Annotated in this window: 18 protein-coding genes; 15 read left to right on the forward strand and 3 right to left on the reverse strand. The window is 53.4% G+C overall.

Annotated features, from left to right (window positions below; translation table 11 throughout):
• Positions 1-3: 3 nt before the first annotated feature.
• The gene (locus tag GJU83_RS15575) at positions 4-798 is read left to right on the forward strand and encodes an ABC transporter ATP-binding protein (RefSeq protein ID WP_069184951.1); all 795 of its coding nucleotides are present in this window, start codon (positions 4-6) and stop codon (positions 796-798) included.
• Between the two features lie 46 nt (positions 799-844).
• On the opposite strand, the gene GJU83_RS15580 is transcribed toward GJU83_RS15575, so the two are convergent.
• Positions 845-1,666, reverse strand: a complete 822-nt coding sequence (locus tag GJU83_RS15580; RefSeq protein WP_069184950.1) for a DUF6160 family protein — start codon at positions 1,664-1,666, stop codon at positions 845-847.
• A 462-nt stretch (positions 1,667-2,128) separates the two neighbouring features.
• Here GJU83_RS15580 and GJU83_RS15585 point away from each other — a divergent pair, with 462 nt between their 5' ends.
• The 4 genes from GJU83_RS15585 to GJU83_RS15600 all read left to right on the forward strand — a co-directional run bounded on the left by GJU83_RS15585 (position 2,129) and on the right by GJU83_RS15600 (position 6,742).
• Positions 2,129-4,267: an adenosylcobalamin-dependent ribonucleoside-diphosphate reductase gene (locus GJU83_RS15585; RefSeq protein ID WP_069185068.1), complete on the forward strand. Its 2,139-nt coding sequence runs from the start codon at positions 2,129-2,131 to the stop codon at positions 4,265-4,267.
• A 27-nt stretch (positions 4,268-4,294) separates the two neighbouring features.
• Positions 4,295-4,993, forward strand: coding sequence for a TSCPD domain-containing protein (locus tag GJU83_RS15590; protein WP_069184949.1), 699 nt, complete (start codon positions 4,295-4,297; stop codon positions 4,991-4,993).
• Positions 4,994-5,288: 295 nt separating this feature from the next.
• Complete coding sequence (locus GJU83_RS15595) at positions 5,289-6,164, forward strand: DUF5677 domain-containing protein (protein ID WP_069184948.1); 876 nt, start codon at positions 5,289-5,291, stop codon at positions 6,162-6,164.
• A gap of 77 nt (positions 6,165-6,241) precedes the next feature.
• On the forward strand, positions 6,242-6,742 hold the full coding sequence (locus GJU83_RS15600; RefSeq protein ID WP_069184947.1) for a P-loop nucleotide/nucleoside kinase family protein: 501 nt from the start codon (positions 6,242-6,244) through the stop codon (positions 6,740-6,742).
• Positions 6,743-6,858: 116 nt separating this feature from the next.
• On the opposite strand, the gene GJU83_RS15605 is transcribed toward GJU83_RS15600, so the two are convergent.
• Complete coding sequence (locus GJU83_RS15605; protein ID WP_153634657.1) at positions 6,859-7,338, reverse strand: nucleoside deaminase; 480 nt, start codon at positions 7,336-7,338, stop codon at positions 6,859-6,861.
• Entirely contained in the window at positions 7,331-8,035 is a 705-nt protein-coding gene (locus GJU83_RS15610) for an FMN-dependent NADH-azoreductase (RefSeq protein WP_069184674.1), read from the reverse strand. Before GJU83_RS15610 ends, GJU83_RS15605 begins: the two co-directional genes overlap by 8 nt.
• Before the next feature lie 145 nt (positions 8,036-8,180).
• On the opposite strand from GJU83_RS15610, the gene GJU83_RS15615 reads away from it, so the two are divergent.
• The 10 genes from GJU83_RS15615 to GJU83_RS15660 all read left to right on the forward strand — a co-directional run bounded on the left by GJU83_RS15615 (position 8,181) and on the right by GJU83_RS15660 (position 13,331).
• Positions 8,181-9,026, forward strand: a complete 846-nt coding sequence (locus GJU83_RS15615; RefSeq protein WP_228715202.1) for a LysR family transcriptional regulator — start codon at positions 8,181-8,183, stop codon at positions 9,024-9,026.
• Between the two features lie 59 nt (positions 9,027-9,085).
• Positions 9,086-9,373, forward strand: coding sequence for a DUF1330 domain-containing protein (locus GJU83_RS15620; RefSeq protein ID WP_069184672.1), 288 nt, complete (start codon positions 9,086-9,088; stop codon positions 9,371-9,373).
• 63 nt (positions 9,374-9,436) lie between these two features.
• Positions 9,437-9,916 (forward strand): acyl-CoA thioesterase, encoded by a 480-nt coding sequence (locus GJU83_RS15625; RefSeq protein ID WP_069184671.1) that lies wholly within the window; start codon positions 9,437-9,439, stop codon positions 9,914-9,916.
• Positions 9,917-10,006: 90 nt separating this feature from the next.
• Positions 10,007-10,405: a GFA family protein gene (locus GJU83_RS15630; RefSeq protein WP_069184670.1), complete on the forward strand. Its 399-nt coding sequence runs from the start codon at positions 10,007-10,009 to the stop codon at positions 10,403-10,405.
• 93 nt (positions 10,406-10,498) lie between these two features.
• Positions 10,499-10,765 (forward strand): DksA/TraR family C4-type zinc finger protein, encoded by a 267-nt coding sequence (locus GJU83_RS15635; protein WP_069184669.1) that lies wholly within the window; start codon positions 10,499-10,501, stop codon positions 10,763-10,765.
• Between the two features lie 40 nt (positions 10,766-10,805).
• The gene (locus GJU83_RS15640; protein ID WP_167516406.1) at positions 10,806-11,303 is read left to right on the forward strand and encodes a nucleoside deaminase; all 498 of its coding nucleotides are present in this window, start codon (positions 10,806-10,808) and stop codon (positions 11,301-11,303) included.
• Positions 11,304-11,366: 63 nt separating this feature from the next.
• A complete protein-coding gene (locus tag GJU83_RS15645) occupies positions 11,367-11,834 on the forward strand; it encodes a methyltransferase family protein (protein WP_306344443.1) in 468 nt (155 codons plus the stop codon).
• A 90-nt stretch (positions 11,835-11,924) separates the two neighbouring features.
• On the forward strand, positions 11,925-12,521 hold the full coding sequence (locus GJU83_RS15650) for a glutathione S-transferase family protein (RefSeq protein ID WP_069184667.1): 597 nt from the start codon (positions 11,925-11,927) through the stop codon (positions 12,519-12,521).
• Positions 12,522-12,568: 47 nt separating this feature from the next.
• Positions 12,569-13,006 carry a GFA family protein gene (locus tag GJU83_RS19220; RefSeq protein WP_069184666.1) on the forward strand — a complete coding sequence of 146 codons (438 nt, stop codon included), beginning with the start codon at positions 12,569-12,571 and terminating at the stop codon, positions 13,004-13,006.
• Positions 12,999-13,331: a YnfA family protein gene (locus tag GJU83_RS15660; protein ID WP_069184665.1), complete on the forward strand. Its 333-nt coding sequence runs from the start codon at positions 12,999-13,001 to the stop codon at positions 13,329-13,331. The genes GJU83_RS19220 and GJU83_RS15660 overlap by 8 nt, the downstream gene beginning before the upstream one ends.
• Positions 13,332-13,342 lie beyond the last annotated feature (11 nt).

A 13,342-nucleotide genomic window follows, 5' to 3' on the forward strand; every position in this document is an offset into this window, starting at 1 on the left:
GAAATGATCAGTGCAACCGACCTCCGACTCACCTTCGGCAAAGGAACCCCCCTGGAAAACCCCGCGCTCAGAGGCATGAGCCTGACGGTCAACCAGGGCGAGTTTGTTACGGTTATTGGCAGTAACGGCGCCGGTAAATCCACCTTTCTGAACGCCCTGGCTGGCGAAGTGCTGGTAGACAGTGGCCAGATCATCGTGGACAACCAGGACGTAACCAAACTGCCCACCCACAAACGGGCCGGCCGGGTTGCCCGGGTATTCCAGGACCCACTGGCCGGCACCTGTGAAGGCCTTACCATCGAGGAAAACCTCGCCCTGGCCATCAAACGTGGTCAGCGCCGGGGCCTCACAAGCGCCGTTAAAAGACAGTACATGGAAAAGTTCAAGGACAGCCTTTCGTCCCTGAACCTGGGCCTGGAAAAACGCCTTGGCGACAAGATGGGCCTGCTTTCCGGCGGCCAGCGTCAGGCTGTAAGCCTGTTGATGGCCAGCCTGACGCCCTCAAGCATCCTCCTACTCGACGAGCACACGGCCGCGCTGGATCCGAAAACCGCGGCATTCGTTCTGGAACTCACCACCAAGATCATCGAGGAGCAGAAGCTCACCGCGCTGATGGTGACCCACAGCATGAAGCAGGCACTGGAAGTTGGCAGCCGCACGGTGATGCTGCACCAGGGCCAGGTGGTGTTTGATATCGAAGGCAAAGACCGCGAAGGCCTGGAAGTGAAGGATCTGCTGGGCTTGTTTGAGAAACAGCGCGGACTGGAAGTGGACGACGACAGTCTTCTGCTGGGCTGAAAAAACGGGGGCCAGACTGGCCCCCTTTTTCGTTTCACAGCCGGAATCAGTGGCCGTAAACAAGCAGTTGAGTATTGGTGATCGCAAGATCATCCATAAACACGCTGCCTATGGATGTCCCACCCACCAGAACGCCGCCAATGGTGATATCCGCATTAAACGAATTCAGATCAATAGCGAGGCTATCAACACCCAGACTATTGGTACGTTTGTAGATATCAAGATCAACCTTGGCAAACAGGTCCGGAATGTTCTTGTTACGAACCGGATCGTAGGTGTTCCCTGTTAGCCGGAAGTCTCGAATACCCAAGGCCAGAAACGGCATGTCGAAATCCATGTCGTCAACCGCGATGTCCGTTCTCAGGTTCATCACATCCGTATCGGCATCGATCTCGATATTGGCGCCGCCCATCAGGATATCTGCATTAAAGTTATCCAGAATGGTGGTACTGCCGCCAGTTCCAGTAAGATTCCAGGCACCGGTGGAGACTCGCAGGTCGACTGCCCCGAACACCTGAGGCAGAACGTTGATAATGGCATCGCCATCGCTGAGGATATCGATCTCGATCCGGACGTTGTCCAGAAGGTCTGTTTCCTGAGCTGCTCCACCCATCAGATTTACCCCCAGCTCAGGGAACAAATCACTCCGGTTGGTACCACCCACGAAGATATCATTGATTTCCATTGAGCCCTCATCGGTATAGATGAAGCGATCAATGTTCAGTTTGGTTTCCAGCTCAATGGTCACACCGGCCTGGCCGGTGATCATGCCCATTGCCGAGTCATCCAGCATCTGGATCTCGGCTACAGCTGCAGGTGGAACACCCGCAACGCAGAGCGCTAGCAAGGTAGGTTTCAGGCCTTTCATTATTATTTCCTTGTTTTTGGTCTTTTTCACATCCTGTGGGCCACTGCAGTTTTCGACACCACCTCCGTACTGTAGCGACACGTTCATATCGGGTACGTGCAGGGGTCACAATTCATGTGACTTTTCTAACGGATTCGAAGGAATGCTCTAGGCCTGATCAATTTTTAAACCACAACATGTAGTGGTTTTGAACCTTTAGCCTCAAACCGCTGTTTTAGAAAAAATTTCCCGGATTCAAGCCGGTTTCGATTGATTTTCTTTGCTCCGAAGCGCCTATCAATAGTTGCGTTCTTGTTCACAGAACACTATATCCTGTTATACTCATTTCAGATTCAACCCATATCTAGTGGTTAAAAAGAAAACAGGCCCAAGGCCAAAACGACGATTCTCAAGGGGTATGGCGCCGCTGGTACAAGGACTGGCGCCATAAAAAGAAGACATACCGGAAGACAGAGGGTGGAAATGAACGCAAAGGCACAGGCAGTGGTAACGACAATCCCGATGCAGGAAGCCTCGATCGACATCTGGCACAGCAAATACCAGCTGAAGACCAAGACCGGCGAGCCCGTAGACAAGGACATCAACGCAACCTACGAACGTGTTGCCAAAGCCCTTGCCGAGGTGGAAAACAAATCCGTACGCACCCAGCACATGAAAAACTTCATCTGGGCCCTGCAGAACGGCGCCATTCCCGCCGGCCGGATTACCTCCAATGCCGGTGCCGAAGCACACAAGCCGGCAACCTCCACCATTAACTGCACCGTTTCCGGCACCGTTCAGGACTCCATGAACGACATCCTGGAAAAGAACCACGAAGCCGGCCTTACCCTCAAGGCAGGCTGTGGTATCGGTTATGAATTCTCCACCCTGCGCCCGAAAGGCGCGTACGTGGCCGGCGCCGGTGCAACCACCTCCGGCCCGCTGTCGTTCATGGATATCTTCGACCGCATGTGCTTCACCGTATCCTCTGCCGGTGGCCGCCGTGGCGCCCAGATGGCCACGTTCGACGTGCACCACCCGGACGTGATCGACTTCATCCAGGCCAAGCGCGAAGACGGCCGCCTGCGCCAGTTCAACCTGTCGCTGCTGATTACCGAAGACTTCATCGAAGCCGTTCGCAACGGCGACGACTGGCACCTCTCCTTCCCGGTTACCCAGAAGGAAGTGGAAGACGAAGGTCTGGATCTGAGCGATGCCAGCCAGTTCGTTTACCGGGATTTCCCGGTGCAGGAAGGCTATGTGGTGAACGACGAAGGCAAGGTTGCCTGCCGTATCTACCGCACCCTGAAAGCCCAGTTCATCTGGGACACCATCATGACCAGCACCTACGACTACGCCGAGCCGGGTTTCATCCTGATCGACAAGGTCAACCAGATGAACAACAACTGGTTCTGCGAAGACATCCGCGCCACCAACCCCTGCGGTGAGCAGCCCCTGCCCCCATACGGCAGCTGCCTGCTGGGCTCCGTGAACCTGACCAAATTCGTGGACTACCCGTTCACCGACAAGGCCAGCTTCAACTATGAAAAATACCGCAAGGTAGTAGGCATCTTCACCCGCATGCTGGACAACGTGGTAGAGATCAACGGCCTGCCGCTGGCCGAGCAGCGCCACGAAATCACCTACAAGCGCCGCCACGGTATGGGCATCCTGGGCCTGGGTTCCACCCTCGCCATGCTGCGCATGCCGTATGGTTCTGAAGAATCCGTGCAGTTCACCGAAGAAGTCGTGCGTGAAATGGCCGTTGAAGGCTGGCGCCAGTCCCTCGCCCTGGCCGAGGAAAAAGGCGTTGCGCCGATCATGGACGACGAGTTCGAGATTGATGCCAAGATGTTGAACAAGTGCCCGCAGCTGAGCAAAGACGGCTACAAGCTGGGCGACAAGGTGAAAGGTCGCGTACTGCATGCGAAGTACAGCAAGTACATGCAGCAGATTGCCAGCGTGGAGCCGAAGCTGGTGGAAGAACTGGCCGAGAAAGGTGGCCGCTTTACGCACCACACCTCCATCGCTCCGACCGGCACCATCAGCCTGTCTTTGGCCAACAACGCCAGTAACGGTATCGAGCCGAGCTTCTCGCACCACTATGCTCGTAACATCATCCGCGAAGGCCGGAAGACCAAAGAGAAGGTAGATGTGTTCTCCTTCGAGCTGCTGGCATACCGCCACCTGGTGAACCCGGGCGCGATGCCGTTCTCCGAAGACGAGGACAAGAAGCTGCCGGCCTACTTCACCACTTCCGACGATGTAACCCCATCGCAGCACGTGGACATCCAGGCCGCCGCCCAGAAGTGGGTAGATTCCTCGATTTCCAAGACCGCGAACGTTCCGACAGACTTCGCCTATCAGGACTTCAAGGACATTTACCTCTACGCCTACGACAAGGGCCTGAAGGGTTGCACCACCTTCCGCTTCAACCCGGAAGCCTTCCAGGGCGTACTGGTTAAGGAAAAAGACCTCGAGAACACAATGTACGAGTTCACCCTGGACGATGGCAGCAAGGTAACCCTCAAGGGCAACGAGCAGGTAGAGTACGACGGCGAAATCCACAACGCCGCCAACCTGTTTGACGCGCTGAAAGAAGGCACCTACGGCAAGTACTGATCCGGGAACCGACACAGGACAACGAACATGACAGTTAAAATCAGCAACAAAATCGTCGGCTACCGCGTAAAGAAGGCCGACCCTGAAGCAGCCGCCGAACACCAGGCACCGGTGCATGCGGAAACCAAACCCGTTCAGATGAACGAATACATCGAACGGCCGGACTTCCTGCTGGGCACCACCTACAAGATCAAGCCCCCGGTGGCCGAGCACGCGATGTACATCACCATCAACGACATCCTGCTCAACGAAGGCACCGACCACGAAAGCCGGCAGCCGTACGAAGTGTTCATCAACTCCAAGTCGATGGAACACTTCCAGTGGGTTATCGCCCTCACCCGCGTCATCTCTGCGGTATTCCGCAAGGGTGGCGACGTAACTTTCCTGGTGGAAGAGCTGCGCAGCGTGTACGACCCCAACGGTGGCTACTTCAAGAAAGGCGGCGTATTCATGCCGTCCCTGGTGGCTGAAATCGGCGCCGTGATCGAGAAGCACCTGAAGGCCATTGGTCTGCTGGAAAGCGAGGAAATGAGCGAAACCACCAAGCGCATCCTCGCCGAAAAGCGAGCCGAGTTCGAAGCCAGCCACACCACGGCCACGAACGACGAAAAAGCCAGCGACTACCCAGCCAACGCCACCATGTGTGGCAAGTGCAGCACCAAGGCGGTGATCGTGATGGATGGGTGTGCGACCTGCCTCTCCTGCGGTGATAGCAAGTGCGGTTGAGGTGATCGACTGCACTGAGTGACGAGAAGGCCCGAAGTGAACGCTTCGGGCCTTTTTGTTTTGGGGTTCGAGAAAAGTCTGGTCTAAGGCATATTCGTATGACCGCTTCGTTATTGCGCGGTGATATTACGATTTCCTTTCACAGCTGACTTGTAATGCACTGTTTTTTGCCTAGATTTATGTTTAGGTTGCTTAGATTTGACATAATCGTGACGCGTGATAATGAAGCTGTCGCGTTTTGCAATAATGAAGACGTCTATCTAACCACTGCTAGCCATCCAAAAAAGTACTGCGCATGGATGAAATAGAAAAAATCATAAGCCGATACGATGAGGAATACGTAGGGAAAAGCTTACGATCACTAGACGACATAAATAGATTTACTGGAACTTTTGTTAGGGATGTAGCAGAGATTTATGACTGCATTACTAGAATTCGGAATGTTGATCGTAATCCTACGGGTTTCAGCCTAGAAGATGCTCCAATTTTGGGCTTGCTAACTAGAATATGGAAGCTGCTCAAAGAGATTGTAAATTACTATGAGCAAGATAATGCTGAAATTATAAGTATTCTAGAAAGGCCACTAATCGAAGCTGCGGTAACAGCAGAATATCTGCTAATGAGCGATTCAGATGTAATTGAAGATTACAGAAAGTGCTCGTACAAAGATCGATTGAGGATACTTCGTGAACTCAAAGAAGGTTCTCGCTTCTTTGAGACAAAGGCAGGAAAACGCCTGCTCAAATCTGTGCAGGAGAAGATGGATCTAGAGGGCTTCTCAGAAGACGATTTCAAAGAGCAAAAGAAAAATCGATGGAAACTTCAGGGCAAGACATTCTTCGATATTTTCAAGGAAATCACGGACGAGGATCTATACAAATACACTTACGGAATGATGTCAGAATCAATACATGGTTCGTGGAACGAATCTATGGATTGGTGCCTTCAAAAGAATGAAGATTCCACGTTTACCGTGTATCCGTTCTACCACGAGGCCGATGCGAGATATATATGTCCAACGCTCAAGTTTTGCAATGAGTCATACCGGCTCTGGTTAGAACGAATTGATTGCTTAGATGAGAACATGATAAATGTCCTCGATTGGATCGAGAGAGTAAACAATAGAATATTCATGATATTTGATCAAAAATATGATGGGCCAAATGGCTAACAAGGCGCTGCTAGGGACAAACCTACGCTTCGCTTCGGTTTGCCCCATGGCGCGGCGTTATGCCCATGGATTAAACAATGAATTCGTACGGAACGTTGATATTCTTCTGTGGGAAGATGGGAGCTGGCAAAAGCACTTTGTCTGGCAAGATCGCTCGTGAACGGGAAGCCGTGCTTATTTCAGAGGATGAGTGGCTGGCCGCTTTGTTCCCCGGCGAGATCAATGATTTCAATGATTACATTCGTTACTCATCTCGGCTCAAGCCAGTGCTGAAATCACACGTTGAGCAGGTGCTCTTGGCTGGTACCTCCGTGGTCCTGGATTTTCCCGGCAACACCCGTAAGCAAAGAGCCTGGTTCAAAGATATCTATTCGCAGCACGGTATTCCTCATGAGCCGTACTATTTGTTGGTAGACGATGAAGTTTGTTTAAAACAGCTGAAACAGCGGCAGAAAGAACAACCCGAACGAGCACAGTTCGACACGGAGGAGGTCTTTAGGATGGTGACGGGTTACTTTGAGCCGCCCAAGGAGTCGGAGGGTTTCAACCTCCAGATTGTTGAGGGCAAGTCCGCATAACGAGTGACTGCTGCAGGATCCAACTTCGTTGGCGCTCCGTTTCTATCCAGACAAACTTGGAAAGGCCAGCGTAGCGGCTCCGGTTTGAGCCGCCCCGCCATTAGTATCCCCTTCCCTCAATTGCGCACGCCCATCCTGGCCATCTGGAATGGGTACAACTTTCTATCGTTAACCAATGTCACTACGTCGAGTTCATCGATGAGGGCAGGATTCAAATACTGGTAAGTCCACAGATAATCGAACCCGTTGTCTCTCGCCTCATATCTGTCCGCAACGATACGAACGTTCCTGATACCGGCCATACGGATGGCCATGTAGCAGAGAGCGCATGGCTCTCCTGAAGCAATCAATGTCGCCCCTCTCAAAGAAACGCTTTGTTCCTTCCTTGAAGCATCTCTTATTACCTGGATTTCGGCGTGTGCGGTGCAATCCAGATGCTCGGCAACCTGATTTACCCCCTTGCCGACAACGTCTCCATTCTGATTGACGATCACAGCGGAAAACGGCAAACCACCGGCTTGTACATTGCTAATGGCCAGATCAATGGCACTTTCGCCACAGGTTGCCAGACGCTCTTCATCAATTCGGTCACGCATCGGTGACCTCATTTCTTGACGATAGTGCCTGGCCTGAAAGGCTCAGCTCTGAAGCAAGTCTCTCGGCTCGCTCTTTGGCGTTGGCTACAGATACGCGGTGTCTTTCGTCGCCAAACTCCTGGTATTCGGCGGAAATCTCGTAGATGGTGTCTACTCCGAGGTATTTGCTCAGTGTCCGCAGGTGCGGCACCAGATGGCCAGACTCTTCCCTGATGCCGCCTTTTTCAAAGCCAAACTCTCCGCTGGAGGTCACGATGATCAATGTCTTGCCTGAGAGCAGAGGCTGCAGCGGGAAGTCACCTCGTTCGAGATCGAAATCAAACGTTTTGCCGATGCGAACGATCTGATCGAACCAGGCTTTTAGCTGAGCCGGCATACCGTAGTTGTACATGGGTGAAGAGATCACGAGAACGTCGGCCGCCGACACTTCGGCAATCAGGGTATCGGAGAGTGCCAGTGTCTCCTGCTGCGCCGGGGTCCTATTTTCCACAGGGGTAAACACCGCGCCAATCCATTCCTGGGTAATGAAAGCAGGTGGATTCACGCCAACGTCACGATAGATATATTCATCTTCAGGCCGATTTTCCTGCCAGGTATCAATAAACCGGCGTGCGATATTCTTCGATATGGAATCGTGATCCGGGTTGGGATTGTTCGTCCCTCTAACACTGGAATCAACGTGTAATAGTGTGCTCATGTTCATTTCCTTGGTGGGTTGATGACAGGAGTCAGTTTGTGAGGCTGGATGGACTTGCACAAACGTAAAAATTGCACTTGCAGATGAATTCAATTCATCTATAACATCCATGAATCAGTGATTGATTGGGAGACTCACATTGCAGGTGTCATTACAGGCGCTGAAAGCCTTTGAGTCGGCTGCCCGCCGGGGAAGCTTCAAGTTGGCGGCAGAAGAACTTTCGCTGACGCCGACAGCCATCTCACATCACATTGGCAACCTGGAAAGCCGATTGAATGTGAGCCTGTTTCATCGGCAGGGAAGAAGGATATCCCTGACCGGAACGGGTATCCGACTTGCCAAAGCGACTTCGGAAGGGTTTCGGAAAATCGACAGCGCCTTGGAAGAGGTGATGAAGGCAGGCAATACGGTGAGGGTGACGACCACATCATCGCTGGCAGCGATGGTGCTCATCCCCTCCCAGCACGAATTTGAACAAGCCAACCCGGATATTTCTGTGGAAATTTCCACCGGCGAATCGGTCGACAGCCAATCCTATGTTATCCCGATTCGGTTCGGTGACGTCTCAGTCGCTGAGGATTCTGATGTCATTCGATCGGAGTCATTCAATGTGTTTGGTGCTTATGGAATGAATTCGCCTTACAGGGGGAATGAACCCATTACACTTTTCAGCACGGAGTGGAAAAACAAAGCGTTACCGCCCCCTCCCCTGGCCGCCTGGTTGGAGAAAAATGGGTTGGAAGGGGCCAACATTCAACTCAAAACCTTTGATCAGGAGCTTTTCGGGATCCAACAGGCTATGGCAGGCAACGGGCTGGTGTTCTGCTCTACAACGCTCGTCGAAAGGCTGTTGAAGGCCAACGTTCTGCAGCACTTCGACACTCAATCGGTAACATCAGATTTGTGCTATTACGTTCCGGGTAGGGATAGCTTCGAAACGAGGAGTGCGGCCAAATTCCTTAATTGGATCGAAGACATCCTGAACAAGTAATGCATGTAGTCACTTATATTTTTCATGGACATCAGCCCAATGAAAACCGGAGAACGCCAATGACCGCCTACGTGATCGGCAACATTACCGTAAAAGACCCCGACAAATGGGCAGAATACCGCAGCCTGGTACCGGAAACGCTCGTGCCTTGGAGCGGAGAGTTGGTGCTTCGGGGTACACAGGCAAAGGTGCTGAGCGGGCATTACCGGCACACCGATACCGTGGTTATCCGCTTTCCCAATGCGGATTCCGTCATCGATTGGCACGACTCTCCTGCCTATCAGGCATTGGTGCCGTTGCGCACCCAGGCAGCAGATGTAGATCTGGTGACGTTCGAGGCCGACTAATAACTACTGCCACCGCTGGCACCCTGGCGCCTATACTGGAAAGCAAACCAACAGAGAAGCACCATGGAAAACAATTCAACAAGCCTGAGCATGACCGTTCTGATGACGCCGGACAAAGCCAATTTCTCCGGCAATGTGCACGGCGGTACGCTTTTGAAGTACCTGGATGAGGTTGCCTATGCCTGCGCCAGCCGTTATGCGGGGACCTATGTCGTTACTCTCTCCGTCGACCAGGTGATGTTCCTTCAACCCATCCGGATTGGCGAGCTGGTCACCTTTCTGGCCAGCGTGAACTACACCGGCCGCACCTCCATGGAGATCGGCATCAAGGTAGTTACAGAGAATATCCGTGACAAATTGGTTCGCCACAGCAACAGCTGCTTCTTTACCATGGTGGCTGTTGATGATAGCGGTAAGGCCGTCCCCGTGCCGCAACTGGTTCCGAGCACCGATGATCAGATAAGGCGATTTGCCAACGGTAAGGAGCGACGGGCCATTCGTGCCGAACTGGAGGAACGCTACAAGGCACTGCATAAAAAATGAGTCCGGTACTCTGAACGTCGCGGGATGGTATGGTTCGGGAACGGATCGACGCCAGTTTTAAAGACAAAGGGAGCAACAGGAGCTGACCCTATGCACCAAACCGGAAGCTGCCTCTGCGGCGGCATCAAATACGAAATCCACGGCCCCCTCACGGATGTTCTGAACTGCCACTGCACCATGTGCCGCAAGCTTCATGCGTCAGCATTTCGAACCCGTGCCAAGGTAAATGCAGCAGACTGGCGCACGGTGCAAAGCGAGGAGCTGATAAAGCTTTATGAGTCATCTCCCGGTGAGCATAAGGCCTTTTGTTTGAACTGCGGCTCTAGCCTCTACACAAAATTCGATGCTCATCCCGAAGTGCTTGGGTTCCCTATGGGCACCCTCGATACAGACCCGGGCGTAACGCCAGAGCGACACGTTTACGTGGGAAACAAGGCGCCATGGTTTGAGATCACAGACGACCTGCCCCAATACACAGAAAATCCCTGAGTCGACAACCAATAGGTCATCGGCCACCTTTGAGCACCCGAGCTACAATGCTAACGTTGAGTAGTTTCAGTCAGCCAGACTTCGGAGGGCCCCATGGCAGGCGGATGGTCTCGTGATGGTGCAGTTCAGGAACAGATCGACGCAAGCGTTGAAGATGAAATCCAGCGCGCTCGCAGCCAGTTAGCCGAAGGCGAGAGCGCCGAGGAATGCGATGAATGCGGTGCTCCGATTCCGGAGGCCCGGCGTAAGGCTATTCCCGGCGTCCGATTGTGCATTGATTGCCAGTCGGCCCATGAAAAGGAGCATCCCCACTCTGGCGGCATCAATCGTAGAGGTAGCAAGGACAGTCAGCTTCGCTAACCAGGCGGGAGCAATACTTAACAACGAGGAAAGGTCCAACGTGAGCCACGCCCAGACCGAAGACAGTGACAAAGCCTATCTCCAACAAGCAGTTCAGCTGGCCGTGGATTCGGTCGGCGATGGTGGCGCACCCTTTGGCGCTTTGGTGGTGCACAATGGCAGTGTTGTTGCCCGGGCTGGCAACCGGGCAAAGCAGGAGTGCGACCCTACCGCCCATGCCGAGGTAGCGGCAATACGGATGGCCGGAAAGATGCTGGGAAACGCGCATATGCCAGAAGCCACCCTGTACGCGAGCTGCGAACCCTGCCCCATGTGTCTGGCTGCTGCTCACTGGGCCCGTATTCCACGAATTGTGTTTGCCGCATCCCAGGAAACTGCAAATTGGGCTGGCTTTGCAGACGGCAATATTGCAGAGCAGCTCTACGGCCAGATCCATCCCGTGAGGCCCAAAGAATTGGGGTTGACCCAGATCGAACTCGAGGACTCAGCTGCACCTTTTCGGGCCTGGCTGGCAAAAAATGATCGATCGTCTGATTGATCGCGATTAGTTAGAGCAAATCGCTGCAACCCACGTGAATCCTAGAACAGAGTCCTTTTTATTGTGAACCTTCAAATGCTGGAAAAACGCATCCCACCCCTTGCTCTGGTGCTGATCATCGGGATGCTCATGTGGGTCATCGCAAACTGGAGCCCGCGCATTGATACCAGCGAAGCGCTTCGCCTATCCCTCGCGGCCATCCTGCTTGCACTGGGCACTCTTTTTCCTCTGGCAGGGGTAATGTCCTTTCGGAGCGCGCAAACAACCGTGGACCCACGCACCCCGGAGGCAAGTTCCAAGCTGGTCAGCTCAGGCGTATACCGCTTTTCAAGAAATCCCATGTACGTCGGCTTCGCGCTGTGGCTCCTCGCCTGGGGCGTATTCCTGGCGTCCGCGTGGGCCCTGGTTGGCGTAATTTTCTTCGTCGTTTATATGAACCGGTTTCAGATTGAACCGGAGGAGCGTGCCCTCCGGGATTTATTCGGCGAAGACTTCAGGGAATATGAACGACGGGTTCGGCGGTGGATTTAGATGTCGTTGGAGATATCCTTAAATCGCGCCAAGTAGAAGGTGATAAATGGGTGAAGACTTAAACCGGCTGAATCCGGCAAAGGGAACTGCATGAAAATCTACGGCGATACCAAATCGGGCAACTGCTACAAGGTACAGCTGGTGTGCAACTTGCTGAACATTGACCATCAGTGGATTGATGTCGACATTCTGGCCGGCGATACAAAGTCTGATGACTTTTTGAGCAAGAATCCGAACGGCAAGATTCCCCTGCTTGAGCTCGATAACGGCGAGACGCTTTCAGAATCCAACGCCATCATCAACTACCTGGCGTCTGGCTCTGACTTGTATCCAGATGGCGGCCTTGCCCAGGCCCGCGTCCTGCAATGGCAATTCTTCGAGCAGTACAGCCATGAGCCGTTTATCGCCGTAGCGCGCTTTATCAACAAGTACCTGGGGCTGCCAACAGACAAAGCCGATGAGTATGCTGCCAAGCAAACCGGCGGGCACAAGGCCTTACGGGTGATGGAACAGCAGCTGGCACAAACGCCGTTTTTGACGGGCGAAAATGCCACCACCGCAGACATATCACTGTATGCATACACCCACGTCGCAGATGAAGGTGGTTTTGAGCTGGAGGACTACCCTGCAGTTCGGGCATGGCTGGATCGCATTGCAGCGTTGCCGAGTTTCAAGCCGATGGCCTAACCCAGCGCTTGCCTCAACTGCGGAATCTGTACGACAAGGAATTAACGATGAAAGGCGAATGTCTTTGTGGCGCCGTGAAGTTCGAAATCAAAGGCGATGTCCCGAACCTTTACCAATGCCATTGTTCCCTCTGCCGTAGGGCAACAGGTTCGTCGGCGAATGCGGCAACGTTTGTAGAGCAGGAGAACTTTCGCTGGGTGTCTGGTCAGGACAAAATCTCTTCTTTCCAGAAGCCGACAGGGTATCGCAGTGATTTTTGCTCGGTCTGCGGTAGCCCTGTGCCAAACCAACTTAGGGGCATGGAGTTGCTTTGGGTTCCTGCTGGCCTCATGGAAGAGTCATTTAAAGCGGCCGTAAAGGTGCATCTTCACATGGGCTCAGCTGCCTCCTGGGAGCGTGATTCCGCAGATTCCGCTCGCCTCGAGTCAGGGCCAGATAGTCTTGAATCTTTGCGAAAAGGACTGGAGGTAGACCTCGGTGCCTGAACTGAAAACCGTGGGCCTCTTTCTCATCACCGCCCTGGCTGAAATCGTTGGCTGCTACCTGCCCTATCTGTGGCTTCGTGAAGGCAAGAGCATCTGGCTACTGGTGCCTGGGGCTCTGAGCCTCGCGGCATTTGCCTGGTTGCTGTCTCTTCATCCAACGGCAGCCGGGCGGGTTTATGCGGCCTACGGCGGCGTATATATTTTCATGGCCATTCTCTGGCTATGGGCTGTTGATGGCATCAGGCCGACCGCCTGGGACCTTGTGGGCTCCGGCGTTGCTTTGCTCGGCATGGCGATCATCATGTTTGCGCCACGAAGCGTATAGCGATTGCGGAG

Origin of the sequence: Marinobacter salsuginis (assembly GCF_009617755.1) — a bacterium.
Taxonomy (GTDB): domain Bacteria; phylum Pseudomonadota; class Gammaproteobacteria; order Pseudomonadales; family Oleiphilaceae; genus Marinobacter; species Marinobacter salsuginis.

Excerpts from the sequence above, each read along its gene's own strand:
- GJU83_RS19220 (WP_069184666.1), top strand. The coding sequence starts at position 12,569 with ATGAAAGGCGAATGTCTTTGTGGCGCCGTGAAGTTCGAAATCAAAGGC.
- GJU83_RS15590 (WP_069184949.1), top strand. The coding sequence starts at position 4,295 with ATGACAGTTAAAATCAGCAACAAAATCGTCGGCTACCGCGTAAAGAAG.
- GJU83_RS15610 (WP_069184674.1), bottom strand. The coding sequence starts at position 8,035 with ATGAGCACACTATTACACGTTGATTCCAGTGTTAGAGGGACGAACAAT.
- GJU83_RS15580 (WP_069184950.1), bottom strand. The coding sequence starts at position 1,666 with ATGAAAGGCCTGAAACCTACCTTGCTAGCGCTCTGCGTTGCGGGTGTT.
- GJU83_RS15635 (WP_069184669.1), top strand. The coding sequence starts at position 10,499 with ATGGCAGGCGGATGGTCTCGTGATGGTGCAGTTCAGGAACAGATCGAC.
- GJU83_RS15600 (WP_069184947.1), top strand. The coding sequence starts at position 6,242 with ATGAATTCGTACGGAACGTTGATATTCTTCTGTGGGAAGATGGGAGCT.
- GJU83_RS15575 (WP_069184951.1), top strand. The coding sequence starts at position 4 with ATGATCAGTGCAACCGACCTCCGACTCACCTTCGGCAAAGGAACCCCC.
- GJU83_RS15585 (WP_069185068.1), top strand. The coding sequence starts at position 2,129 with ATGAACGCAAAGGCACAGGCAGTGGTAACGACAATCCCGATGCAGGAA.
- GJU83_RS15605 (WP_153634657.1), bottom strand. The coding sequence starts at position 7,338 with ATGCGTGACCGAATTGATGAAGAGCGTCTGGCAACCTGTGGCGAAAGT.
- GJU83_RS15625 (WP_069184671.1), top strand. The coding sequence starts at position 9,437 with ATGGAAAACAATTCAACAAGCCTGAGCATGACCGTTCTGATGACGCCG.
- GJU83_RS15595 (WP_069184948.1), top strand. The coding sequence starts at position 5,289 with ATGGATGAAATAGAAAAAATCATAAGCCGATACGATGAGGAATACGTA.
- GJU83_RS15650 (WP_069184667.1), top strand. The coding sequence starts at position 11,925 with ATGAAAATCTACGGCGATACCAAATCGGGCAACTGCTACAAGGTACAG.
- GJU83_RS15630 (WP_069184670.1), top strand. The coding sequence starts at position 10,007 with ATGCACCAAACCGGAAGCTGCCTCTGCGGCGGCATCAAATACGAAATC.
- GJU83_RS15620 (WP_069184672.1), top strand. The coding sequence starts at position 9,086 with ATGACCGCCTACGTGATCGGCAACATTACCGTAAAAGACCCCGACAAA.